This window comes from Paracoccus sp. (in: a-proteobacteria), from assembly GCF_030538755.1.
Lineage (GTDB): Bacteria > Pseudomonadota > Alphaproteobacteria > Rhodobacterales > Rhodobacteraceae > Paracoccus.
On the sequence record NZ_JAUNTJ010000001.1, the window covers coordinates 133,577 to 157,589 of the forward strand.

The 24,013-nt window shown below is 67.0% G+C and carries 20 protein-coding genes; 8 read left to right on the plus strand and 12 right to left on the minus strand.

Annotated elements, in window-relative coordinates:
* Positions 1–4: 4 nt before the first annotated feature.
* Entirely contained in the window at positions 5–742 is a 738-nt protein-coding gene (fabG, locus tag Q4G14_RS00700) for a 3-oxoacyl-ACP reductase FabG (RefSeq protein ID WP_303359794.1), read from the plus strand.
* Between the two features lie 201 nt (positions 743–943).
* A complete protein-coding gene (locus tag Q4G14_RS00705) occupies positions 944–1,177 on the plus strand; it encodes an acyl carrier protein (protein ID WP_101498706.1) in 234 nt (77 codons plus the stop codon).
* Between the two features lie 105 nt (positions 1,178–1,282).
* On the opposite strand, the gene Q4G14_RS00710 is transcribed toward Q4G14_RS00705, so the two are convergent.
* The gene (locus Q4G14_RS00710; RefSeq protein ID WP_303359795.1) at positions 1,283–2,101 is read right to left on the minus strand and encodes a sulfotransferase family protein; all 819 of its coding nucleotides are present in this window, start codon (positions 2,099–2,101) and stop codon (positions 1,283–1,285) included.
* 140 nt (positions 2,102–2,241) lie between these two features.
* On the opposite strand from Q4G14_RS00710, the gene Q4G14_RS00715 reads away from it, so the two are divergent.
* Positions 2,242–3,819 carry a DUF5928 domain-containing protein gene (locus Q4G14_RS00715; protein ID WP_303359796.1) on the plus strand — a complete coding sequence of 526 codons (1,578 nt, stop codon included), beginning with the start codon at positions 2,242–2,244 and terminating at the stop codon, positions 3,817–3,819.
* Between the two features lie 11 nt (positions 3,820–3,830).
* Complete coding sequence (locus tag Q4G14_RS00720; RefSeq protein ID WP_303359797.1) at positions 3,831–4,211, plus strand: histidine triad nucleotide-binding protein; 381 nt, start codon at positions 3,831–3,833, stop codon at positions 4,209–4,211.
* A gap of 99 nt (positions 4,212–4,310) precedes the next feature.
* On the opposite strand, the gene Q4G14_RS00725 is transcribed toward Q4G14_RS00720, so the two are convergent.
* The 8 genes from Q4G14_RS00725 to Q4G14_RS00760 form a co-directional block, all read right to left on the minus strand.
* Positions 4,311–5,615 carry a hypothetical protein gene (locus tag Q4G14_RS00725; protein ID WP_303359798.1) on the minus strand — a complete coding sequence of 435 codons (1,305 nt, stop codon included), beginning with the start codon at positions 5,613–5,615 and terminating at the stop codon, positions 4,311–4,313.
* Positions 5,612–7,144, minus strand: a complete 1,533-nt coding sequence (locus Q4G14_RS00730; RefSeq protein ID WP_303359799.1) for a hypothetical protein — start codon at positions 7,142–7,144, stop codon at positions 5,612–5,614. Before Q4G14_RS00730 ends, Q4G14_RS00725 begins: the two co-directional genes overlap by 4 nt.
* Complete coding sequence (locus Q4G14_RS00735; RefSeq protein ID WP_303359800.1) at positions 7,141–8,523, minus strand: glycosyltransferase family 2 protein; 1,383 nt, start codon at positions 8,521–8,523, stop codon at positions 7,141–7,143. Before Q4G14_RS00735 ends, Q4G14_RS00730 begins: the two co-directional genes overlap by 4 nt.
* On the minus strand, positions 8,516–9,898 hold the full coding sequence (locus Q4G14_RS00740; protein ID WP_303359801.1) for a glycosyltransferase family 2 protein: 1,383 nt from the start codon (positions 9,896–9,898) through the stop codon (positions 8,516–8,518). The genes Q4G14_RS00735 and Q4G14_RS00740 overlap by 8 nt, the downstream gene beginning before the upstream one ends.
* A 9-nt stretch (positions 9,899–9,907) precedes the next feature.
* Positions 9,908–11,170, minus strand: coding sequence for a nucleotide sugar dehydrogenase (locus tag Q4G14_RS00745; RefSeq protein ID WP_303359802.1), 1,263 nt, complete (start codon positions 11,168–11,170; stop codon positions 9,908–9,910).
* 164 nt (positions 11,171–11,334) lie between these two features.
* Positions 11,335–12,444, minus strand: coding sequence for a DNA polymerase IV (gene dinB / locus Q4G14_RS00750; RefSeq protein WP_303359803.1), 1,110 nt, complete (start codon positions 12,442–12,444; stop codon positions 11,335–11,337).
* The gene (locus Q4G14_RS00755; RefSeq protein ID WP_303359804.1) at positions 12,441–13,166 is read right to left on the minus strand and encodes a folate-binding protein YgfZ; all 726 of its coding nucleotides are present in this window, start codon (positions 13,164–13,166) and stop codon (positions 12,441–12,443) included. Before Q4G14_RS00755 ends, dinB begins: the two co-directional genes overlap by 4 nt.
* Before the next feature lies 1 nt (position 13,167).
* Entirely contained in the window at positions 13,168–14,910 is a 1,743-nt protein-coding gene (locus Q4G14_RS00760; RefSeq protein ID WP_303359805.1) for an ABC transporter ATP-binding protein, read from the minus strand.
* Between the two features lie 150 nt (positions 14,911–15,060).
* Between Q4G14_RS00760 and Q4G14_RS00765 the strand changes: the two genes are divergently transcribed.
* Positions 15,061–16,227, plus strand: coding sequence for an alanine--glyoxylate aminotransferase family protein (locus Q4G14_RS00765; RefSeq protein WP_303359806.1), 1,167 nt, complete (start codon positions 15,061–15,063; stop codon positions 16,225–16,227).
* Positions 16,228–16,241: 14 nt separating this feature from the next.
* Here the strand turns inward: Q4G14_RS00765 and rsmD are convergent, their stop codons facing one another.
* Together rsmD and Q4G14_RS00775 are read right to left on the minus strand one after the other, a co-directional pair.
* On the minus strand, positions 16,242–16,814 hold the full coding sequence (rsmD, locus tag Q4G14_RS00770) for a 16S rRNA (guanine(966)-N(2))-methyltransferase RsmD (RefSeq protein ID WP_303359807.1): 573 nt from the start codon (positions 16,812–16,814) through the stop codon (positions 16,242–16,244).
* A gap of 46 nt (positions 16,815–16,860) precedes the next feature.
* Positions 16,861–18,060, minus strand: a complete 1,200-nt coding sequence (locus Q4G14_RS00775) for an NAD(P)/FAD-dependent oxidoreductase (RefSeq protein WP_303359808.1) — start codon at positions 18,058–18,060, stop codon at positions 16,861–16,863.
* 76 nt (positions 18,061–18,136) lie between these two features.
* Here Q4G14_RS00775 and Q4G14_RS00780 point away from each other — a divergent pair, with 76 nt between their 5' ends.
* Positions 18,137–18,622, plus strand: a complete 486-nt coding sequence (locus tag Q4G14_RS00780) for a peroxiredoxin (RefSeq protein ID WP_303359809.1) — start codon at positions 18,137–18,139, stop codon at positions 18,620–18,622.
* Between the two features lies 1 nt (position 18,623).
* On the opposite strand, the gene hrpB is transcribed toward Q4G14_RS00780, so the two are convergent.
* The gene (gene hrpB / locus Q4G14_RS00785) at positions 18,624–21,077 is read right to left on the minus strand and encodes an ATP-dependent helicase HrpB (protein WP_303359810.1); all 2,454 of its coding nucleotides are present in this window, start codon (positions 21,075–21,077) and stop codon (positions 18,624–18,626) included.
* Between the two features lie 142 nt (positions 21,078–21,219).
* Here hrpB and Q4G14_RS00790 point away from each other — a divergent pair, with 142 nt between their 5' ends.
* Both Q4G14_RS00790 and Q4G14_RS00795 read left to right on the plus strand, forming a co-directional pair.
* Positions 21,220–22,590, plus strand: coding sequence for a YcjX family protein (locus Q4G14_RS00790; protein WP_303359811.1), 1,371 nt, complete (start codon positions 21,220–21,222; stop codon positions 22,588–22,590).
* Positions 22,591–22,651: 61 nt separating this feature from the next.
* The gene (locus Q4G14_RS00795) at positions 22,652–23,788 is read left to right on the plus strand and encodes a TIGR01620 family protein (protein WP_303359812.1); all 1,137 of its coding nucleotides are present in this window, start codon (positions 22,652–22,654) and stop codon (positions 23,786–23,788) included.
* Positions 23,789–24,013 lie beyond the last annotated feature (225 nt).

Sequence of the window (24,013 nt, forward strand, 5' to 3'; positions counted from 1 at the left end):
AGGGATGTTCGATCTGACGGGTAAGGCGGCGCTGGTGACGGGCGCTTCGGGTGGGATCGGTGGTGCGATTGCCGAGGCGCTGCATGGGGCCGGGGCGACGGTGGGTCTGTCGGGCACGCGAGAGGCGCCGTTGCGGGAATTGGCGGACCGGCTGGGTGAGCGGGCCTTTGTGCTGCCGTGCGATCTGTCCGATGCGGCGGCGGTGGATGCGCTGCCCAAGGCGGCGGCGGATGTGATGGGGGCTGTCGATATTCTGGTGAACAACGCCGGAATCACCCGTGACAATCTGTTCATGCGCATGTCGGATGAGGAATGGCAGCAGGTTCTGGATGTGAACCTGACCAGCTCGTTCCGGCTGTGCCGCGCCGTTCTGAAGGGGATGATGCGTGCCCGTTGGGGGCGGATCGTGAATATCACCTCGATCGTGGGGGCGCGTGGCAATCCGGGGCAGGCGAACTATGCCGCTGCCAAGGCGGCGCTGGTTGGCATGTCGAAGTCGCTGGCGGGCGAGGTGGCCAGCCGCAACATCACCGTGAACTGTGTCGCGCCCGGTTTCATCGGCACCGCCATGACCGACAAGCTGACCGACGATCAGAAAAGCAAGATTCTGGTGCAGATCCCGTCGGGCCGCATGGGCACGCCCGAGGAAATCGCCGCCGCCGTTCTGTTCCTGTCCAGTGTCGAGGCCGGTTACGTGACCGGGACCACGCTGCATGTGAATGGCGGCATGGCGATGATCTGAGCCGGGACCGGCATTCTGCCCAAAGGGTGAACTGCCTGTCTGAATTGCTTTGTTTAAGGTTGCATGGGGGGCTTGGCTTGCTATATCCCCGGCGTAAGGCCGAAGGGAAACCGCCCTCGGCTGTCGTTGCTCCGCCGGAGTCCCGTGATGGGCAAAGGGGCGGCGCTGTTGGGCGGATGCCCGCGAACATGAGGAAGTGACATGAGCGATATCGCTGATCGCGTGAAGAAGATCGTGGTGGAACACCTGGGCGTTGACGAAGACAAGGTGGTTGAAACCGCCTCGTTCATCGATGATCTGGGTGCGGACAGCCTCGACACGGTTGAGCTGGTCATGGCTTTTGAAGAAGAATTCGGCATCGAGATCCCGGACGATGCAGCCGAGACCATCCAGACCTTTGGTGATGCGGTGAACTTTATCAAAGGCGCGGTCTGATTTCAGACCCGGCCTTTGGGCAAGATCGCGGCGCTTCCGGTAACGGGGGCGCCGTTTTCGTTTCGGGCATATCGGGATGCGTTGGGCCGGGCAGGCCCGCCGGAATCAGCGGCCCAGCTTTGCGTGAACCTCGTCCAGATCGACTTCGCCCTTGGGCATTTTGTTGTCGGGGTTGTCGAAGTCATAGCGGAACAACTGGAAATCCTTTTTGTAGATTTCCCAGACAAGATGCCGCGACAGATCGTCGAAATAGTCGCTGACCTTATGCGCCCGCTTTGGCCCGTGCCCTTCGGATTCGTTGAATTTGGGCACCTGTTCCACGTCCATGGTTACGGGCGTGTCGGCGGCATCCAGCACGCGCTGCATCCCTTCGTTGAACTTTTCGGTGAAGAAAATCTGGTCGTAGCGCCCGCCGTTCACGATGAACGTCGAGATGTGGCCCGACATGGCCGACCAGTGGATGTCGGGTTCCATCGGGCGGCGCCAGCGGATGGTGTCGCGCGCGAACAGCAGAAAGCGGCGGAAGGATTTGATCTGATCAAAGTCAAAGCCGTCATCCGGGCTGCCCACCTCGACCCCGTAGCGCTGGATCAGTTGCGGCACCAGATTGCCGCGATAGCGGCGGCCGTTGCGCTGAATCCCGGCGATCTTGTCGAAAAAGGACGACAGGATGCGGCTGTAGGGGTTGCGCACGCAGGTGAACACCACCGCGTCATGTGCGCGCACGGCACGTTCGATCGCATCCTCGCTTTCGCGGCGCGCCCATTTGTGCAGCCCGTCTTTCGCGTCGTGGATGTCACCGTCGAAATAGCGCCCATGATCGGAGTGGAACATGATCTGACCGATGGACGAGCAGGCGCATTTCGGCACCACCCGATAGATCATGCTTTCGCTTTCGGTCATCCAGACGCCCGGAAACCCCATGTTACTCTGCCTTTTCTGGCTGTTGTGCCTGCCGGTGCTTGCCGAGACGGCTAAAATCATTCACAGACACAAAGCAAATCAGACCGGAACTTTCAACGGGTTCGGTCAAAAGCTGCACATATTCTTGCGGATGGAGCCATATGGCGCGGATCGCCTTTATTCTGCTGTGCCACAAGGACCCCGAAGGTATCATCGCGCAGGCCCGCCGACTGACCGAGACGGGCGACTTCGTCGCGATTCATTTCGATGCACATGCCAAATCAGACGATTACGCCCGCATCCGCGCCGAACTGGCCGACAATCCGGGCGTGACATTTGCGCGCAAGCGGGTGCGCTGTGGCTGGGGTGAATGGTCGCTGGTCGCGGCCACCTTGCAGGCGGTGCGCGCGGCGGCGGCGGATTTTCCGCAGGCCACGCATTTCTATATGCTGTCGGGCGATTGCATGCCGGTGAAATCGGCTGGCTTTGCCCGCGATCTGCTGGACCGCGAGGATTGCGACTATATTGAATCCTTTGACTTTTTCGAAAGCGACTGGATCAAGACCGGGATCAAGGAAGAACGGCTGATCTATCGCCACTGGTTCAACGAACGCCGCCAGAAAACCTGGTTCTATCGCAGTATGGAATGGCAACAGCGCATGGGCTGGTCGCGGCCCATTCCTGACGGCTTGCGGATAATGATCGGCAGCCAGTGGTGGTGCCTGCGCCGCGAAACGATCGAGAAAATCCTGACCTTCTGCGACGCCCGGCGCGACATCCTGCGGTTTTTTGCCACCACCTGGATTCCCGACGAGACGTTTTTCCAGACGCTGGTGCCACATCTGGTGCCGCGCGATCAGATTCGCACCCGGACGCTGACCTTTCTGATGTTCACCGATTACGGGATGCCGGTGACGTTTTACAACGATCACTATGACCTGTTGCTGGGGCAGGATTACCTGTTCGCGCGCAAGATCAGCCCCGAGGCGCTGGACCTGAAGGAACGGCTGGGCCAGTTGTGGCAATCGGCGCGGCGCGACTTTGCCATTTCCGGCGAGGGGCGCGAGCTGCACGGCTTTCTGACCCGGCAGGGGCGTATCGGGCTGCGCTTTGGGCGGCGCGCATGGGAAGCCTCGGCGCAGGTCGGGCGCGGGCATGTGCTGCATGTGATCCTGTGCAAGAAATGGCACTTTGCCAAGCGGCTGACGCAGGCGATCCGCGACCGGGCCGGGATTCCGGCGGTGGACTATCTGTTCAACGAATCCGAGGCGAACCTGCCCGATCTGGGCGGGCTGGAACAGGGCTGGGACAAGCGGCACCACCATCGCCGCGCCATGATCGCGATGCTGATGCAGCACTTTGACGCCGGTCGGCTGGTGATCTGTCTGGACCCGGCGAATGCCGAGGTTCTGGCCGATCTGGCGGCGGATCGCGCCGATCTGCGGGTGCTGCATATCGACTGCGATTTCAGCGACGATTACCTGCGCGGCCATGTGGCCCGCATTGGTCTGGTCGGGGCGGATACCTCGGCCGGGCGGATCGAATCGCTGATCCCGGTCATGCGCCGCGATCTGGCGCATGAGGTCGAGACCCTGCGCGACATGAACCTGCGCCGCTTCGAGATGATTCGCGCCGATGCGGACAGTCAGGCCAATGCCGCCGCGCTGGCCCGGTTTCTGGATGTTTCCGGCGATCTGGCGCATGATCTGGCCGAAACGCCGCATCTGTTTGCCGACTGAAAGGACAGCCCATGACCCCGGCTTATGACGATCAGAACATCTTTGCCCGTATCCTGCGCGGCGAGATTCCCTGCGACAAGGTGGCCGAAAATGACCACGCACTGGCCTTTCGCGACATCAGCCCCGCCGCGCCGGTGCATGTGCTGGTGATCCCCAAGGGGGCCTATGTCAGCTTTGACGATTTCTGCGCCCGCGCCAGCGAGGCCGAACTGGCCGGTTTCCTGCGGCTGAGCGGTCAGGTCGCGCAGGCCGAAGGCGTGGCGCTGGACCGTGGTCAGGGCTTTCGCGCGATCACCAACGCCGGGGAACATGGCGTTCAAGAGGTGCCGCATTTCCATCTGCACATTCTGGGCGGGCGCGGTATGGGGCCGATGCTGACGCGCCGCGACTGATTGCCGCGATTGATTGCGTCCCGCGACGCCGGGGGCATTCTGCCCCCGGACCCCCTGACGGCCGATCTGCCCTGCACAGCCGGCGGCGGTTGTGCGGGGTCAGCGCCGCCGCAGCATTTTACCCACAGCCCGCACCGGCGCCGTCAGCCGCCACGAGGTGCTGGCCAGCACCTCGGCCTTGTAGGCGGACAGGGCGCGTTCCTGATCGGCCAGCCGCTTTTTCAGCGCCGCGATCTCGGATGTCAGGGTGGCGATGGTGCTGCTGCTGGCCTTGCTGTCGCGCTGATGCGCGCTTTGCGCCTCGGCCAGTTGCTTGCGCGTCTGGGCCTGTGCTTGGGTCAGTTGCTTATGGGCCTGAGCCTGCGCCTCGGCTGCGGCGCTGTCGGCCTGCGCCCGGATGCGTTCCAGTTCCGCCGTCAGCGCGGAGGTTTCGAAAAAGCGGGTCTGCCGTTCCTGCGCCACCTGCGCCGCGACGTGATCCTGTTCGGCGCGCGCGGCATCCAGTTCGGCGGCCAGTTCGGCCAGCCGGGGATGCGGGTTTTCGGCGGCATAAAGCGCCGCCTGCGCCCGCGCCAGTTCCAGCCCGCGCGCGTCCCATGACTGGCGCAGTTGAGCCAGTTCCTTACCCGCCGCCCGCGCCTTGTCGGCCAGCGTGCCTGCCCGCCGTTCTTGTATGGCGGCGTGACGGGCGGTTTCGGCCACCGCGCCGAATTGCCGGAACATCCAGCGGATCGCGTCGGCGGCGTGACCATCCTGCGCATCCGCCGCCAGATCGGCCACGGCCGCAGGCAGATCATCGCCCGCCCCAAACAGAGCCAGCCCGGCCCCAACATCCAGCCACAGCCCGGCGCGCATCTGTGCCGTCAGCCCGCCCGGAGCGCCGATCAGCACCAGCAGCCCGCCATCAGCCAAGCCCGCACGCCAATCGCCGATCTGCGCGGCAAGCGTGTCGGCATCCGCCCCGGCTTCGGCATCCAGCGTGATCAGCATCAGATCCGGGCGATCAGAGGCGGGGCCGGGGGCAGGGGCATCGCCGATCTCAAGCCGCAGCAGCGTAGGATACAACTGTTCGGCATGGCGCAGCAGCCGGTCGGGCACGGCGGTCAGCGCGCGGCCCGTGGCCTGATCGCTCCAGCGGCCCCAGCCGGTTACGCGCGCCCCTGATGTGGCGTCGGCGGCCTTGTCCAGCGCCTGACAGACCGCAAACAGCGCCGCGCCATCGCCGGTATTCAGCGCCAGCACCCGCCGGGGCCGCAGCCGCTCTGTCAGCCAGAACAGCGCCGGAATCAGCGGCGTGGTTGCGCCGTCGCCCATAAACCGGGGATGCCACAGCAAGGCCGGGGTCCAAAGCGCGGCAAGGTTGCGCGATGCGTCGTGGCGGGCGGGTTCGGATGTGATCGTCATGGGACGCGGGCCTTTTGCGGGTCAGAATGGACAGGCAGGGACATATCGGCGCAGCCGTGGTGTTCCAGCAGGATCAGCCGCCCGATCATGCGCGGGCGATAGCCGGGGGGCAGCGCCCCGGCTGGCTCGGCCGGCGTGGCGCGGGTCAGCAGGATACGGGCGGGCGACAGCGCGGCAATCAGCGCCGCAAAGGCCGCTTCGCCCGCCGCCTGCGCGGGTGCGGTCAGCAGCAAGGGGCCAAGCGGTCGCATCTGATCCCACAGCGCCGCATCGGGCTGATCCTGCGCCAGAACCGTGACGGACGAGGCCGTGGCCATTTCATCATGGGTCAGCGCCTGTTCGATCAGCGTGGCGTCATCGGCCAGCAGCAACAGCGACCAGCGCCCCGCCGCACAGGCGAACAGCCGCGCCAGCCCCGGATCGCGCAGATGCACCGAAACGCCGCTGGTCTGCCACCAGGGCATCAGCGCGTCCAGCTCGGCCTCGGTCAGCGACAGGGCGGTATTGGCGAAACGCGCCGCGTCCCCGGTGCGGGCGGCGACGCCAGCGGCCTGCCGCAGCGCGGTGGTGAACAGCGCCTGCACCGCCGGTTCGAGCAGGTCGGCCACGTCATCCGCCGGTTCGGCCCCCGCATCCCCCAAGGGCAGCGGCGCATCCAGAACCCCCGCCTGCACCAGCGCCGCATTGCCCTGCGCCATCGCCTGAACCTGCCATTGCGGCATCGCAACCGCAGGCAGGGCGGCGGCCAAAGCCTTGGGCGGCAGGGCTTTGGCGGTCTGGCGCAGGTGGTGTTCGACCTCTAACCGCTCGGGCGGGGTCATGTCGCGCATCAAGGCGTTCAGGCGGCGCTTGGTTTCAATCAGGACCAGCGATTTTTCGCGCTGGTTGGCGTGGATGGCATCGGCCAGTGCCGGGTCGGTGACAGGCGCGCCGATCTCATCCAGAAAGCGCCGGACCAGCGGCGCGGCAGGGTCGTGAAACGGTATCGCCCGAACCGAGCGCGCCCCCATGATCCGCCCCAGATGCGCCAGCCGCGCGTCATAGCAGACGGCGCCGCGATCGAACTCGGTTGCCAGAAAATCGCTGAAGGGCTGAACGATGGCGCGATAGCCGCTTAACACATTTTCAATATAGCGCGATTTCAGCCAGTCGAACTGGGGCCGCAGCACAGCCACAATATCCACCTGCCACCCGGCGAAATGATCGTGCAGTCGTTGCAGCGCAGCGTCGTGGACATCGGCAATCAGGTTTTCCGCGCTAAAAATCACCGCCGTGTCCGGGTGCGCCGCCAGTTCGGCGTCGAATTCTGTCGTTTGTCCCTCGCTGGTCAGGCCAAGCAGGGACAGATGCCCCGGTGTCCGTTCCTGATCCCACCTGCTCTGGCGCGACAGCACCGAACGCGGAAACAGAAAACCATGGCCGATCAGGGTATCGGCCTGCGTTTCCAGATAGTTCTGAATCGAGGTGCTGCCGGCCTTGGTCTGGCCCACATGCAAAATCAGCCGACGCGGTGCGGGGGTATTGGTCATTTGGCCTCGGTCGTGGTTGATTCAAGCCCGGTCATCGCAGCCAAATTGTGGCGCACGACATCATCGGGCACCGCGCCGCCTTGTGGGGCGGCGAACGGGCGGGGCGTGCCGGGCTGGGGCGGGAAATGCAGCCGGGCCGCCTCGGGCTGATCGGGCGACAGGGTGGCGTGCCATTGCCGCCAGCCCGCTGCGTAATCCTTTCGCGTTTGCGACAGGCCGGTTTCCGGGTTGATGCCCGATTCGGGATGGTTGGTCAGGCTGCCCTCCATCTCGATGGCGAACATCGCGATCAGGGACAGGCGCGTGAATTCGTCCCCGATCAGGGTTTCTGTCCGGGACATCAGCTCGCTGTCGGCACCAAAGCGGGCGCAATCCCACCCGCCCAGAGTGTCGCGCAGGAAATCGGTGCGGAAGGTCGTGGCGATGGGGCACATCCGGGTCACGCCATCGGTGCTGTAGCTGGATTCGACGGCAAACCGCACCACCACCCCATCCGGGTTCAGCCGCGCCATTTTCGGCACCGAGGCGCGCGGCGGGGTGGGGGCCGACAGGATCGCGCCGATATGCTGCTCGATACGCTGCGGATGCGCCCAGTCGTCGGCGTCATGGCCGGTGATCCAGTCGCCACGCGCCATGGTCAGCGCGATGTTCTTGGCCACATACGGCCCCGCATTCACCCGCCCGCGCAAAATGCGCACGCGGCTGTCGCTGGCCGCGATCTGCTGCATCTCGCCCCAGGTGCCGTCGGTGCTGGCATCATCGACGATCAGCAGTTCCAGATTGCGCCATGTCTGGTTCAGCACCGACCGCGCGGCGGCGGCGATGGTGGCTTGGGCATTCCACGCCGGCATGATGACCGACACCAGCGGCCCGCCCGTCACAGGGACCAGCCCGTCGGCGCTGAAACGGTCGATCAGATGCGTGCCCGCGCCCTCGGCCCCCGCGTCCTTGGCCCATGTGATCGGGGCGGCACCGAAATGGCCGATATAGCGGTTCAGATGCGTCAGCCAGCCCGCCCGATCGCCCGCCGCCAGCGCGCGATTGGCGCGCAGGGTGTCGATCGTATAGGCGGTTTCCTGCGGCACATGCGCCCTAGCATAGCGCACGGCCACGTCATAGCCGTATTCCTCGGCCATGCGCGCCGCCATGCGCAGCGATTGCCGCGCGCGTGGCGGTGGCAGATAGTCGGCCAGCCGGGCCGGGTTTTCGGCCAGCCCCGGCCCCGCCGCACGCCGCATCAGCACGCCATAGCGGCGATAATGCTGCGCCGGGTCCAGCCCCGACATATCGACATCGGGATAGCGGCGGCGGTAAAATTCGGGGTCGAAGGCTTTGCTTTTCAGGATGGCGTCGGCCAGCTTGGTGCGGGTTTCAGGCATCGGCAGGCTCCGGTTGGTCTGGGCGGCAGGCGACTGGTATCAGCGAGGCAGGCACGATCATCGCAGGCGGCGCCGGAAAGCGGCGCGTGTTCTGGGGAAAGTCCAGCCGCTTGTCATCGGTCCCGGCGCGGCTGTGCCAGTCGCGCCAGCTTTCGTTATAGATCTGGCGCGGCCCCTTGGCCCCGTCGCTCTGGTGCAGGGTGCTGGCCGGGGCGTTGGTCAGGTTGTCAGCCGCATCGAGGCACAGCATGGCAAAAACATCCAGATTGCGCCATGCGGGGCCAAGCAGGCTTTGGGCGCGGGCGATCATCTCGCCATCGGCACCAAAGCGCACGCTGTCGAAATAGCCCAGCCGGTCGCGCAGCGTATCGGCATGAAACAGCGCCGAAACAAAGGCCCGCCGCCGGAACCCGTCGGGCGCATGATGCAGGCTGGCCGGGATCACATTGCCGAAATGCCCCGCCGCGCCCATGCGCAGCATCATCGCCGTGCTGGCCAGAATCGCGCCCTCGCTGCGCAGCACGGCAGAGAGATGCCGCTCGATCCACTGCGGATGCGCCCAATCGTCGGCATCATGCCCGGTGATCCAGTCGCCGCGCGCGATCTGACAGATGGCGATGTTCTTGGACACGAACGGGCCAAGATTGCGGGCGTTGCGGATCACCCGCACACGACTGTCGGATGCCGCAATCTGCCGCAGCGCCTCGGCAGTGGCATCGGTGCTGGCATCATCGACGATCAGCAGCTCCAGATTGCGCCATGTCTGGTTCAGGATCGAGCGCGCGGCGGCGGCGATCGTATCGGCGGCATTCCACGCCGCCATCACGACGCTGACCAGCGGCCCGCCGGTGCAGGGCGGCAGCGGATCGGTTGTCAGCCGGTCCAGCAGGCGCGCGCGCTGCGGGTCAAGCCGCAGCGGTGCAATGCCCCACGGTGCCAGATAGGCGTTCAGATGACCCAGCCACGCCTGCCGCCCGTCAGCCTTGTCGCGCAAGGCCAGATCGGCGGCGATCAGGTGCAGCGGGCGCAGCGCCTTGTCGCCCAGATGCGTGCGGGCCATCTGCGCGGCCTGATCCAGCCCTTCGCTGGCGGCGATCCCGCGCGCGGCCACCATCACCCGCCGCCACAGATCATCGGGCGGCCCGTCGCGCAGCCAGAGGTCCAGCCCGGCACGCCGCCCCGCCATGTCCTCGGCCAGCAACGCCCCGCGCAGCCCCGGCCCCGGATCGCGCCCCATCAGATGGCCCAGACGGGTGTAATGATCCAGCGGCGACAGCCCCGAACACGCAACATCGGGATAGCGTGCCGCATACCAGCCGGCGTCGAACAGGCCCAGACCGTCCAGATGCCGCCAAGGCTGATCGCCGCCCGCCATGATCCGGCCTTACAGCCGCAGATCCGACTGATCGGTCGGAAAGGCCGCCTTCATGTCAAAGAAAACCCCGCCGGGGCGCAGGTAATCGCGCAGCGGCTCTGGCCCGTCAGACACAAAGTCATCATGCGCAACCGCCAGAATGATGGCATCGTAAACGCCCCGCTGCGGCTGGGTCAGGGTGACGCCATATTCATGCGCCAGCTCGTCCGGGTCGGCCTCGGGGTCGGTCAGATCGACCTCCAGCCCCCAGTCGCGCAGCGCGGCGGTCAGATCGACAACCTTGGTGTTGCGAATGTCGGGGCAGTTTTCCTTGAAGGTCGCGCCCAGAACCAGCACGCGCGCGCCGCGGATCTGCATGTCCTTGCCGATCATCGCCTGCACCAGCCGCCGCGCCACCTCGCGCGGCATACCGTTGTTGATCTCGCGCGCGATGCGGATGATGTCGGGAATATGGCCGGCCTTTTCGGCCCGGTGCAGCAGGTAATACGGGTCAACCCCGATGCAATGCCCGCCGACCAGACCGGGCTTGAGCCGCATGAAGTTCCACTTGGTCGCCGCCGCGTCGATCACCTCGGACGTGTCGATGCCAAGGCGGGCAAAGACCATCGCCAGTTCGTTAATCAAGGCGATGTTCACGTCACGCTGAGTATTCTCGATCACCTTGGCCGCCTCGGCCACGCGGATCGAACTGGCCTTGAAGGTGCCCGCGGTGATGATCGTGCGATACAAACCATCGACGAAATCTGCCACCGCCGGGGTAGACCCGGACGTGACCTTGACGATCATCGGCAAAGGCCGCGCCTTGTCACCGGGGTTGATCCGCTCGGGGCTGTAACCGACGTGGAAGTCCTCGTTAAAGCGCAGCCCTGAAACCCGCTCCAGCACCGGAACGCAATCTTCTTCGGTGGCGCCGGGATAGACGGTGGATTCAAAGATCACCACATCGCCCTTGCCCAACACCTGCCCCACCGTTTCCGAGGCGCGGATCAGCGGCGTCAGATCGGGGCGGTGATTGCCGTCAATCGGGGTCGGCACGGCGATGATATACACCGAACAACCGCGAATGTCATCAATTGCACTGGCAAAACGCAGATGCGGCGACTGGCTTAAATCATCCACCTCGCCGGTGCGGTCGCTGCCGGCCCGCAACTCGGCCACCCGCGTTTCCGAGATGTCAAAGCCGATGGTGTCGAAATGTTTCCCGAATTCCACAGCCAGCGGCAACCCCACATAGCCCAATCCGATAACGGCAATGCGCGGCGCATCATTCATCTTGATTACCCTCGTTTGATGGCGATGCGATACAGTTAAACCCTTGGTGGTGCAAGCCGCCCGCGCCCCTCCTCTGCGCGATGTGCAAAAGCCACGCGCCTCATCTTTGGTCCCCAAATATCCCGGGGGTGCGGGGGCTGGCCCCCGCTTGCCGGGCGCAGGCGTCAGTCGAACAAACCCAGTTGCCCGTCCGGCGCTGCCGCCTCTGGCTGGTCAAAGCCCGACAGTGTGACCCCCAGCAGCCGCAGCCCCTGTTGCCCCGGCAAGGCGGCGTGGATCAGCTCGCCGGTGATCTGCTGCATCTCGTCGGCGCTGGCGATCGGGCGGGGCAGGCTGCGGGCGCGGGTGATCTGGTGGAAATCGGCGAACCTGATCTTGACCGTCAGGGTGCGGGCGTTCAGCCCGGCGCGGGCGGCCTGACCCCAGACCTTTTGCACGATGGGCGACAGCGCGGCCAACGCCGCCTCGCTGCCGTGAATATCCTCGGCAAAGGTGGTTTCCGACCCCAGCGATTTGCGGATGCGGTCGGGGCGCACCTGCCGGTGATCCACCCCGCGCGCGATGTCGTGGTAATAGCGGCCCGCCTTGCCGAAATGTGCGGTCAGAAAGGCGGCATCCTGCGCGCGCAGATCGGCGCCGGTGCGGATGCCCAGCCGTTCCATTTTCGCGACCGTCGCCGGGCCGATGCCGTGGAACCGCCCGACCGGCAGGCCCAGAACGAACTCTGGCCCCTCGGCGGGGGTGATGACGCACAGCCCGTCGGGCTTGTTGCGGTCTGACGCCAGCTTGGCCAGAAACTTGTTATAGCTGACCCCGGCACTGGCGGTCAGGCTGGTTTCGGCGCGGATCAGGGCGCGGATCTCGCGCGCGATTGCGGTGGCGCTGCCGCCGGGGGGCAGGTGATCGGTCACGTCCAGATAGGCTTCGTCCAGCGACAGCGGCTCGATCAGCGGGGTAAAGCGGGCAAAGATCGCGCGGATCTGCTGGCTGACGGCGCGGTAAACCTCGAACCGGGGGCGCACAAAGATCAGTTGCGGGCAGCGCCGCCGCGCCGTGACCGAGGGCATGGCCGAACGCACGCCAAAGGTCCGCGCCTCATAGCTGGCGGCGGCCACCACCCCGCGCCGGGCAGAACCGCCCACCGCGACCGGCTGCCCGCGCAGGTCGGGGTTGTCGCGCTGTTCGACCGAGGCATAGAACGCATCCATGTCGATATGGATGATCTTGCGGATGCGATCCGCAGGGGCGGCCGGATTGTCCGGCCCCGCGCTCATGCGGCGGCGTAGATGCGCGCGTTGCCCGCCGACATCGAGGTGCCCATCTTGTCCAGCCGCATCAGGGCCATGGCGCGGGTGCCGCTTTGGGTGAACAGGGTGCCGATCTCGCGCCCGTCGCGCATCACCGGGGTGCCGACCGGGGCCGCGCCGTCGATGCGCACCGGCACCAGACCCCGGCGCAGTTCGGTCTTGTGCTTCATCCGGGCCGTGACCTCTTGCCCGACGTAACAGCCCTTGCGGAAATCGACGCCGTGCAGCCGCTCGAACCCGACTTCCAGGATATAGGTTTCGTTCGGGATCAGTTCGACCAGCGTTTCGGGGATGCAATGCGCCACGCGCAGCGCGTCCCAATTGGTGCCGTCGCTGCCGCTGCTGCCATATTTGCGCCAGCCCATGGCATAGTGCCGCGGGTCCGGGATCGCACCTTCAGGAGTATGGCCGCTGCCGATGCCAACGGTCATGTCGGTCATGGCGATCTCGACGTTGCTGCGCAGCCGATACATGGTCAGCCGCCGCACCAGATCACTGGCCAGCCGTGCATCAATGTCGATCAGCAGGCTGTCGTCACCATCGGGGATAATCAGGAAATCGGCCAGATATTTGCCCTGCGGCGACAGCAGCGCGGCCCAGCAGGGCGTATGGCGCACATCGTTCGTGACCAGACCTTGCAAGAACGTCTCGCGGTCGGGGCCTGATACCCGGATGATCTTGCGTGACATGTTACTCTTCTCCAAACTGAAGGGCGACCAAACGGGCATAGGCCCCGCCCTGTGCCATCAATTCGTCATGGTTGCCCTGTTCTGCAACCTGACCATTGGCAATAACGATGATTTTGTCGGCTTTTCGGATCGTGGACAAGCGGTGTGCGATCACCAGAGTGGTGCGACCTTGCGCCAATTCGTCCAGCGCCTGCTGCACCAACCGCTCGCTGGCGGTGTCCAGCGCGCTGGTCGCCTCGTCCAGCAGCAAAATGGGGGCGTTGCGCAGCACGGCGCGGGCGATGGCGATGCGCTGACGCTGCCCCCCCGACAGGTTCGAGCCGCGCGGCCCCGCCGGGCTGTCCAGCCCCTGCGGCAAAAGATCGGTGAATTCCGCCACATGCGCGGCCCGCACTGCCTGATCCAGTTCCGCCGGGCCGGCATCGGGGCGGCCCATCAGGATATTTTCACGCAAGGATTCGTCGAACAGCGCCGGTTCCTGTGCCACGGTGGAAAACTGATCGCGCAGCGTGCCCAGATCGAGATCGCGCACCGGCACGCCCCCCAGCGTCACCTGCCCGCGTTCGGGGTCGATCATCCGCGTGACCAGATTGAACACGGTGGATTTGCCCGCCCCCGAGGGGCCGACCAGCGCGGTGGTCTGCCCGGCCTCGGCGGTGAATGTCAGCCCGCGCAGCACCGGGTTGCCCTCATAGGACAGCCAGACGTCATCCAGCCGCAGCGTGGTATCGGCGGGCGCTTCGCGGCGCGGGCCGGAATGGACGGTCGGTTTGGTGTCGAACACCTGATAGATCCGTTCCAGCGAGGCGGCGGCGATCTGCCAGCTGCCCGCCAGCATCCCCAGCCGCCGCAGCGGCTGAAAGGCCAGCGACAGGGCGGTGAAAAAGGCCATGAACTCGCCCACGGTGCGTTCGCCGCGCGTCACCTCGGCCCCGCCAAGCGCCAGCACGCCGACAAAGCCAAGCCCGGTCACGATGTCGATCATCGCCGGGATGGTGGCGCCGGTGGCGGACATCTTGATTTCATAGCGGCGGATACGATTGACGATGGCGGCATAGCGGCTGGTCTGTTCGGCCTCCATCCGGTTCAGGCGGATGGTGCGGATGCCGTGCATCACCTCGTCCAGACGGGTGGCGCGGGCGCTGGCCTGCGCGCGGCTGTCGCGCATCTTGCGGCGGATATAACGCTGCACCAGAACGGTGGGCAGGATCAGCAGCGGTGCGCCCACCAGCGCCGCCAGCGTCCACCACGGGTCAATGGCGATGGCCACCCCGAACAGCGACAGCAGCGCCACCACATCGCGCCCGGCCCCGGTTATCAGCGTGGACCAGATGCCCTGCACCGCGATGGTGTCGCCCTGCACCCGTTCGATCACCGCGCCGGGCGGGTTTTCCTGAAAGAAGCGTTGGTCCAGCGTCAGGATATGGCGCAGAAGGTCGGTCTGCATCCGTGTGGACACCATCATCGACACCCGCGTTATCAGCGATTTGTTGATGACAAGGGTCACGGCGCGGATCACGAACAGGCTGAAGATGATGCCGCCGACCCACCAGATCGCCGCGGTATCGCCGCCCACGAACACCCGGTCGAACAGCGGTTGCAGCATCCATGACAGGACGGCCAGCGTTGATCCTTCGATCGTCATGAAGATGAATGCCACCGCCATGATCGGCCAGTGGCTGTGCAGGTAATCGCGCCACATGCGGCGGAACAGGTTCTGGCGCGGGGTCTGGTTCTGGCTCATGCTGCTGTCCTTGCCCGAAAAATTGCCAGCCTTGCAAGGGGTGGCAAGGGCAGGAGCCTCCGGCGGGGATATTTATCGGACCAAAGATGCCCGCGTCTTGACCTTGGATTGCGGCAGCGGGATGACGGGGCGTATTGTCAGGAGACCGCCATGACCCTTGCCGGAAGCCGCCCCGTTGTTGCCATCCCCGGACCCTCGCCCGTGCCGGATCGGGTGTTGCGCGCGATGCACCGGGTCTCGCCCGATATTTACGGCGAGGATCTGGCGGCGGCGAATGCGGCGCTGATGGACGGGCTGCGCTGGCTGGCAGGGACCAGCGGCGCGGTGGCGGCCTTTATCGGCAATGGTCATGCCGCGTGGGAGGCGGCCTCGGCCAATTTGTTGTCGCCCGGCGATGCGGTTCTGGTGCTGGTGTCGGGCCGCTTTGGCGAGGGTTGGGCCGGGTTGCTGCGCGCGCAGGGGATTGCGGTCGAGGTGATGGATTTTGGTGCCGATGCGCCCGAGCCGTCGCGTCTGGCGGCGCGTTTGGCGGCTGACCGGGCGCGTGCGATCCGGGCGGTTTGCGTCTGTCAGATCGACACCGCCAGTTCGGTGCAGGCCGATATTGCGGCGCTGCGGCAGGCCATGGGCGATCATCCGGCGCTGTTGATGGTGGATGCCATTGCGTCTTTGGGCTGTGCGCCGATGCGGATGGATGACTGGGGTGTGGATGTGTTGCTGGCCGCCAGTCAAAAGGGGCTGATGTGCCCGCCCGGCTGTTGTTTCCTGTGGTTGTCGGGCCGTGCGGCGGCGATGCCTGCGACGGCGCTGACCTCGCCCTGGTGGGATATGCGCCCGCGTCTGGGGGCCGATCAGCTGTGGCAGTTCTGGGGCGGCACTCCGCCGGTGCAGCATATCTTTGGCCTGACCGAAGCCCTTGCGATCATGCGCGAGGAAGGGCTGGAGCAGGTCTGGGCGCGGCACCGGGCCTTGGCCGATTGCGTGGCGGCGGCCTTTGACTGCTGGTCGGCGGGCGGCGATATGGCGCTGAGCGTGGCCCGGCCCGAGGCGCGGGCGGCCTCGGTTACGGCGGTGCGGCTGGCGGGGGCGGATGCGCTGCGTGGCTGGCTGGAGGCGCGGGCCGGGCTGACGCTGGGCATCGGTCTGGGCGCGGCTGATCCGGCGCATGCGCTGCGGGTGGCGCATATGGGCGATGCCGGGGCGGTGCAGATGCTGGGCGTTCTGGGCGCGATGCAGGCCGGGATGGCCGCGCTGGGGATCGCGCATGGGCCGGGGGCACTGGATGCGGCGGCGGCGGTGGTTGCGCGCCGTGCGTGAGGTGGAGTGGCTGTCTAGGGGTCGGTTCCCGGCATCGTCAGCAGCGTGACCAGCGTATCGCCATAGCGGCGCTGGTCCAGTTGCCGCAGCGGCGCGGGCGGGGCAGGGGGGCGGCTTTCTTCCCAGACCACGGTTGCGCCGGGGGCGATCCAGCCGCCGTCCAGTGCCGATTGCAGCGCGGCTTCGCCCAGGGATTTGCCATAGGGCGGGTCGAGGAAGATCAGGTCATAGGCTGCGCCCCGGTTCGGGCCAAGCCGGGTGGCGTCGCGCCGCCACAGGTCGGTGCTGCCCATGGCGCGGGCGCGTTCGATATTGGCGCGGATCAGGGCGCGGCCCGTGGCGCCGTCCTCGACAAAGGCTATGCGGGCGGCGCCGCGCGACAGCGCCTCTAGCCCCAGGGCACCGGTGCCTGCGAACAGGTCCAGCACGCACGCGCCCGGCACCGGGTCGGGGCGGGGGCTGTTGGTCAGCAGGTTGAAGATCGCCTCGCGCACGCGGTCGGTGGTGGGGCGCAGATGTGCGCCCGCATCGCCCGCGCCGACCTCGGCCAGTTTCAGGCCGCGCAGATTGCCGCCGACGATTCTCATGCTGAGGGTTGCGCCCAAAGGGGCGTATTTGGGCAAACAGGAAGCATCACAGCAGCGCCTTGAGATCGGGGGTGGTGGCGATCGCATCCGGGTCGGCGGTGCGGCCCGCGTCGATCAGCCGCTTGCCGATCATATAGGCGCGCGCATCGTTCAGGGCATCGACGGCGATCAGTTGCGGGCCGCGGAAATACCAGACCGAGCCGTTCCCCGGCTGGTCGCCCGCGCGGGTCACGATGCGGTCGGCCCCGGTGCCCAGGCCGGCGATTTGCAGCTTGGCGTCGTATTGGTCGGACCAGAACCACGGTTTGGGGATATAGGGTTTGTCCGCGCCCATGATGTTCGCTGCCACCGTCTCGGCCATGTCGATGGCATTGCCGACGCTTTCCAACCGCATCCAGCCGATGTCTGTCAGCATGCTGGCGCAATCGCCTGCCGCCCAGATGGCCGAGTCGCTGCTGCGGCCAAAGCTGTCGGTGGCGATGCCGTTTTCCGTCGCCAGACCGGCGGTTTCGGCAAGGTCGGTGACGGGGGTAACGCCGATGCCGGTGACGATCACATCGGCGGGGATCTGTTCGCCGCTGGCCAGTTCCACGCCGGTGGCGCGGTCGGGGCCGGTGATGCGGGTGATCGCCTCGCCCTCGCGGATCTGGGTGCCGTGGCGGCTGTGCAGGTTGCGGATCAGGTCGGCGGTTTCCGCCGCTGCCACGCGGCCAAGGATGCGCGGGGCGGATTCGATCAGCGTGACCTCTAGCCCCAGTTTGCGGGCGACGGCGGCTGCCTCTAGCCCGATATAGCCGCCGCCGATCACCACCAGCCGCGCGCCGGGGGTCAGATCGGGGCGCAGCTGGTCCACATCGGACAGGTCGCGGATGGTATGCACGCCGGGCAGGTGGCCGCCGATGGCATCGGGCAGGCGGCGCGGGCGCGCGCCAAGGCACAGCGCCAGCGCGTCATAGGGAACCGGCCCGGCATCGGTTTCCACGCGGCGCGCGGCGGTGTCGATGGCGGTGGCGCGGGTGCCGGTGCGCAGTTCGATCCCGTTTTCCTCCCACCATTCCGGGGCGCGCAGGGTCAGCCGGTCGATCCCCATCTGCCCCAGCAGATAGGCCTTGGACAGCGGCGGACGCTGATAGGGCGGCACGGCTTCGTCGCCGATCACCGTCAGCGGCCCTTCGTGCCCAAGCGCCCGCAGCTTTGCCGCCAGCGACGCCGCCGCCTGTCCTGCCCCCGCAATCACGATGCGCATCTGTGCCCCACTGGTCTGATCCTGCCCGGCAACCTATATTCGCCTTCAAGCCGTTTCAATCGCAGGAGGATGCGCAATGACGATCAAGGCGAATGACAAGCTGCCGCAGGGCAAGGTTCTGGTGCCGGGCGAGGATGGCCCCAAAGAGGTCGCGCTGGCCGATCTGACCAAAGGCCGCGTGGCGATCTTTGGCCTGCCGGGCGCCTTTACCGGCACCTGCACCAATGCACATATGCCCAGCTTTGTCCGCACCGCCGATGCCTTCCGCGCCAAGGGGATCGACGCGATCCTGTGCATCACCGTCAACGACCCGTTCGTGGTGGGGGCCTGGGCCAGGGAAACCGGCGCGGACAAGGCGGGCATTCAGGTGCTGGCCGATGCCGATGGCAGCGTGACCAAGGCCATGGGTCTGGAATTCGACGCCCCGCCCGCGGGCCTCTATGGCCGCTGCAAACGCTTTGCCGCACTGGCCAGCGACGGCGTGTTCAAAGTGGTGCAGATCGAAGACAGCCCCGGCACCTGCTCGGTCTCGGCGGGCGAGGCGCTGCTGGAAAAGGTCTGACCTAACCCCCCCGTGGCTTGGCCCGCGTTGTCGGGTCGGCCACGGTCGGGTCTTCGGGCCAGGGGTGGCGCGGGTAACGCCCGCGCATATCCTTGCGCACATCGGCGTAAGACGTGGCCCAAAAGCCCGGCAGATCCATCGTGACCTGCACGGGCCGCCCCGCCGGTGACAGCAGGCTGATCCGCAGGGGCCGCCCGCCCACCACCGGATGCCGGGTGACGCCGAACAATTCCTGCAAACGCACCTCGATCGAGGGATCGGCGTGGTCGTAATCAATCGGCACCTGCCGCCCCAGCGGAGTGGTAAAGCTGGCCGGAACCTCGGATTTCAGACGCTGCTGCCCGTCCCAGCCGATGCGCGCCATCAAGGCGTCGCTCAGGTCCAGCGCACGCAGATCGGCCCGCGTACGCGCCTTGCCCAACCATGGCAACAGCCAGTCCGCATCGGCCAACAGGCTGTCGTCATCGCAAGGCGGCAACCCGCCGGCCAAGGCAATCCGTGCCCGCAGACGCGCGGCACGCGGCAGCCATGGCAGGCCCTCGGCCCGCAGCCCGTCAAAGGCAGCGCGCGCTACCGCATCCTCGGGCGCATCCCAGATGCGATCCGACAGAACCAAAGCCCCCAGCCGTTCCTGCACGCGGGCCAACACCCGCCCCTCGCGCCGGGACCATTCGCAGACCTCGACCGTCTTGACCTGATCCGCAAACAGGGCGCGCAGATCCGCTTCGGCCAAAGGTGCCGCCATCCGCACCCGCGCGTCGCGGGCATCACCGTCCAGATCGACCGCCACGATCAGCCGCTGCCCGGCCAAAGGATCGCCGCCATCCAGAACCGCCCCCTTGCCACCCGACAGCACAAAGCGCGGCTCATCCCCCTTGCGCCGCATCCCGACCCGATCAGGATAGGCAAGCGCCGCCATCGCGCCTGCATCTTTGGTCTGTAAATATCCCGGGGGTGCGGGGGCTGGCCCCCGCCCGTCGCGGGACGCAATCAACCGGCGCAACCGCCGCGCCTCGTCCCGCGCCTGCACCAATGCGCCATGATCGACGGCCCAAGGGTGACGGTCCGCAAATGCCCGCGCATCACGCAGCGCCATCAGCCGCAACCCCAGATCGGCAGGTGCCCCGCGCAAAGGATCGCGCCCCGCCAGCAGCGCCGCCAGATCAGCCGCACCCTCGCCCGCCAGCATCAGCATATGCGCCAGACGCGGATGCAGCGGCAGCCGCGCCATCGCCTGCCCATGCGCGGTGATCCGCCCGGAACCATCCAGCGCCCCCAGCCCGGCCAGCAGGGCGCGCGCCTCGGCCAAGGCCCCCTCGGGCGGCGGCGTCAACAGCGCCAGATCAGCCGGCTCCGCCCCCCACAGCGCCAGCTCCAGCGCCAGCCCGGCCAGATTGGCCACGGCAATCTCGGGCGGCGCAAAGGCGGGCAGGGCGCCCTCCTCGGCCCGCGCCCACATGCGGTAACAGATGCCATCGGCCACACGACCCGCCCGGCCCCGGCGCTGATCGGCCTCGGCACGGCTGACACGTTCAGTCACCAGCCGCGACATGCCAGAGCCGGGGTCGAAACGCGCCCGCCGCGCCCGGCCCGCATCCACCACCACCCGAACGCCCGGAATGGTCAGCGAGGTTTCCGCAATCGCCGTCGCCAGCACGATGCGCCGCTGCGCCCCCGGCACCGCAAGAGCGGCCCGCTGCGCGCGCCCGTCCAGCGCCCCATACAGCGGCAAGACCTCGCAGCCGGTGCCACCCAGCATCGCCCCCACCCGGCGGATTTCCCCCTCGCCCGGCAGAAACACCAGCACGGTCCCGCCCATCCCGCGCGTTTCCAACTCGGCTGCGATGACCAGCCGCGCTGCCTCGTCCAGAAAGCGCGCGCCAGCGGGCAGAGGGCGCGCCAGCCAGCGGGTTTCCACCGGAAAGGCCCGCCCCTCGGATCGCACCACCGGCGCATCATCCAGCAGCGCGGCGACGGGGGCGGCATCCAGCGTGGCCGACATCACCAGAACCGCCAGATCGGGCCGTAACAGCGCCCGCGCCTGCCACACCAGCGCCAGTCCCAGATCGGCATTCAGGCTGCGTTCGTGAAACTCGTCGAAAATGACGCAGCCCACCCCTTCCAGCGCCGGGTCAGACTGGATCATCCGCGTCAGGATGCCTTCGGTGACCACCTCGATCCGTGACCCCGCCACCGTCTCGCCGCGCATCCGATAGCCGACACGACCGCCCACCGCTTCGCCCAGACTCTCGGCCAGACGCTCGGCTGCGGCCCGCGCGGCCAGACGGCGCGGCTCTAGCATGATGATCCGCCCCGGCACCTGATCCAGCAAGGCCAGAGGCACCCGCGTCGTTTTCCCCGCGCCCGGCGGGGCCACCAGCACGGCACGCCCTGCCGCCGCCACGGCATTGCGCAGCGCGGGCAGAATGTCGTCGATGGGCAGGCGATCCGTCATCGCCCGCTTATCCCCGATCCGCGCGGCCCCGAAAAGCCCCGGCCCATGCTTCCTGTTTGCCTAAATACGCATCTTGGGGCAGCCCCCTACACATCGGGGCTGCGCCTGCCTATCTTGCCCTTGCCGTAACGAAGGAAAAAAGATGAGCATTGGCAGCGATCTGATGCAGGGTCTGGGTCTGGCCGATCCGGTGATCCGGCTGGGTGTCACCGGGCTTTCGCGCGCGGGCAAGACGGTGTTCATCACCTCGCTGGTGGCCAATCTGCTGGACCGGGGGCGGATGCACGCGCTGCGCGCCGCCGCCGATGGCTCGATCAAGGCGGCGTGGCTGCAACCGCAGCCCGACGACACCGTGCCTCGGTTCGATTACGAACGCCATCTGGCCGCGATGACCGGCCCCGACCCGCACTGGCCCGAGGGCACGCGCCATGTCAGCCAGTTGCGCCTGTCGCTGCGGGTGCAGTCGCGCGGGCTTTTGTCGGGGTTGCGGGGGATGCAGACGGTGCATCTGGATATTGTCGATTATCCCGGCGAATGGCTGCTGGATCTGCGGTTGATGGACCGCGACTTTGCGGCCTGGTCTGCCGAAACGCTGGAGCGGATGCAGGGCCGCCCCGGCGCGGATGCCTTTCTGGCGGCAGTGGCGGCGCTGTCGGGCAGCACGCCCTTTGACGAAGCGGCGGCGCAATCGCTGGCTGCCAGCTATACCGACCACCTGCGCGCCGCGCGCCATGCGGGCTGGTCGGATTGCACACCGGGCCGGTTCCTGCTGCCCGGCGAGATGGCCGGATCGCCCGCGCTGACCTTTGCGCCTTTGCCCGACAGCCTGTCCTCTGCGCCGCTGTATCGCGAATTCCGCCGCCGCTTCGATGCCTATAAATCCCGCGTCGTGCGGCCGTTCTTTCGCGACCATTTCGCCCGGATCGACCGGCAGGTGGTGCTGGCCGATGTGCTGGGCGCGATCCATTCCGGTCCGCAGGCGGTCGAGGACATGCGCCGCGCCATGGCCGACATCCTGACCGCGTTCCGCCCCGGTCGTGCCGGTTGGCTGGCGCAATTGCTGGGCACGCGGCGGGTGGATCGCATCCTGTTCGCCGCGACCAAGGCCGATCACCTGAACCATGTCCAGCACCCGCGCCTTGCCGCGATCCTGTCGGCCATGCTGCGCGAAGCCCGCGACCGGGCCGATTTTTCCGGCGCCCGGACCGAGGCCATGGCCATCGCCGCCCTGCGCACCACGACCGAGGACGTGATCCAGCAGGATGGCGTCGATCTGCCCGCCGTGCGCGGCACCCTGATGGACGGGCGGCAGGCGGCGTTCTATCCCGGCGATCTGCCCGCCGACCCTTCGGTTCTGCTGTCGCCCGCGCGGCAGGGGGCGGATCGCTGGCTGGATGGCGATTACGGGGTGATGAACTTTGCCCCCGCCGCAGGCACGCTGCGCCCCGGCGACGGGCCGCCGCATATCCGGCTGGACCGGGCGGCGGAATTTCTGATCGGCGATCGGCTATGAGCGGCGCGGCCCCGCCCGAAGGTGCGTATTTGGGCAAACAGGAAGCATCGGAGGTTCTGCAATGACCCAGGAAACGCGGCGCGGGCCGGTGTTGATCGAGTTGGGGTCTGACGGGCGCGCCCCGCGCCCCGATCCGCGCCCTTTTGCGGGCGAGGAGCCGCCGCAGGCCGCTGTCCCGCATGTGCAGCCATCGCAGGGCGCGTCGGGTGCGGCGCAGGCGGATCGTGCCGGACCCACGCCGAATCCTGCCGATGCGCCTCTGATTGGCGATGACCCCGGCCCCTTGCCGCAGCCGCGCACGATGGAGATGATGATGCGGCTGACCTCGGGCGGGCCGTCGCGGCTGACGCGGTTCTTTTTGCAGGCGGGCGGTGCGTTGCTGACCTTTCTGCTGTCGGTGGCGGCGCTGCAATATATCAGCAACCTGCTGACCCGGTATCCCTTGCTGGGCTGGGTGGGGGTGGCACTGTTCGCGGCCTTTACGCTGGCGGCTTTGGGGATGGCGCTGCGGGAATGGCTGGCGTGGCGGCGCTTTGCCCGCATCGACGGCATTCAGCGCGATGCTGGCGCGGCCCTGGCGGCGGCGGATCTGGGGGCGGCGCGCCGTGTGGCGGACCGGCTGCAATCGCTGTTTGCCGGGCGTGACGGGATGGAATGGGGCCGCACCCGTCTGCGCGAACGTCAGGACGAGGCGCTGGACGCCGAAACCCTGCTGGCGCTGGCGGAAACCGAATTGCTGGCTCCGCTGGATCAGGCCGCCCGGCGCGAGATCGAGGCGGCGGCGCGCACCGTGGCTGCCACCACCGCGCTGGTGCCTTTGGCCTTTGCCGATGTCGCCGCCGCGCTGGCCGCCAATCTGCGGATGATTCGCCGCATTGCCGAGATTTACGGCGGTCGCGCGGGCACGGTTGGCGGCTGGCGGCTGGCGCGGATGGTGATGACGCATCTGGTGGCCACCGGCGCGGTGGCGGCGGGCGACGATCTGATCCACACCGTCGCCGGTGGCGGCATTCTGGCGCGGCTGTCGAAACGCTTTGGCGAAGGGGTGGTGAACGGGGCGTTGACCGCGCGCGTTGGCATTGCCGCGATGGAGGTGTGCCGCCCGCTGCCCTTCATGCACCAGCCCCGGCCCAAGGTCGGCAATCTGCTGACGCGCGGGCTGAAGGGCCTGTTCGGCGAGGATGATTCGCCGCGCTAGGGTGTGGCAGCGGGGCGATTGCCGCCAAAAGCAGCAAAGATATTCCGTCTGTGGCCGGGAAGAGCAGAAGATTTTCCCGGCTTTTTCGTGAATCCAAAAACCCCATCGGGTCAGTCGAGATTTTTCTCGACAAACACGATTTTGTCTGTCGTCATTATCGGGAAAGTTTCGCCTGAGGGAGAATGACGATGACGATAACCCAGGATTTTGCCGTCGCGCTGATGC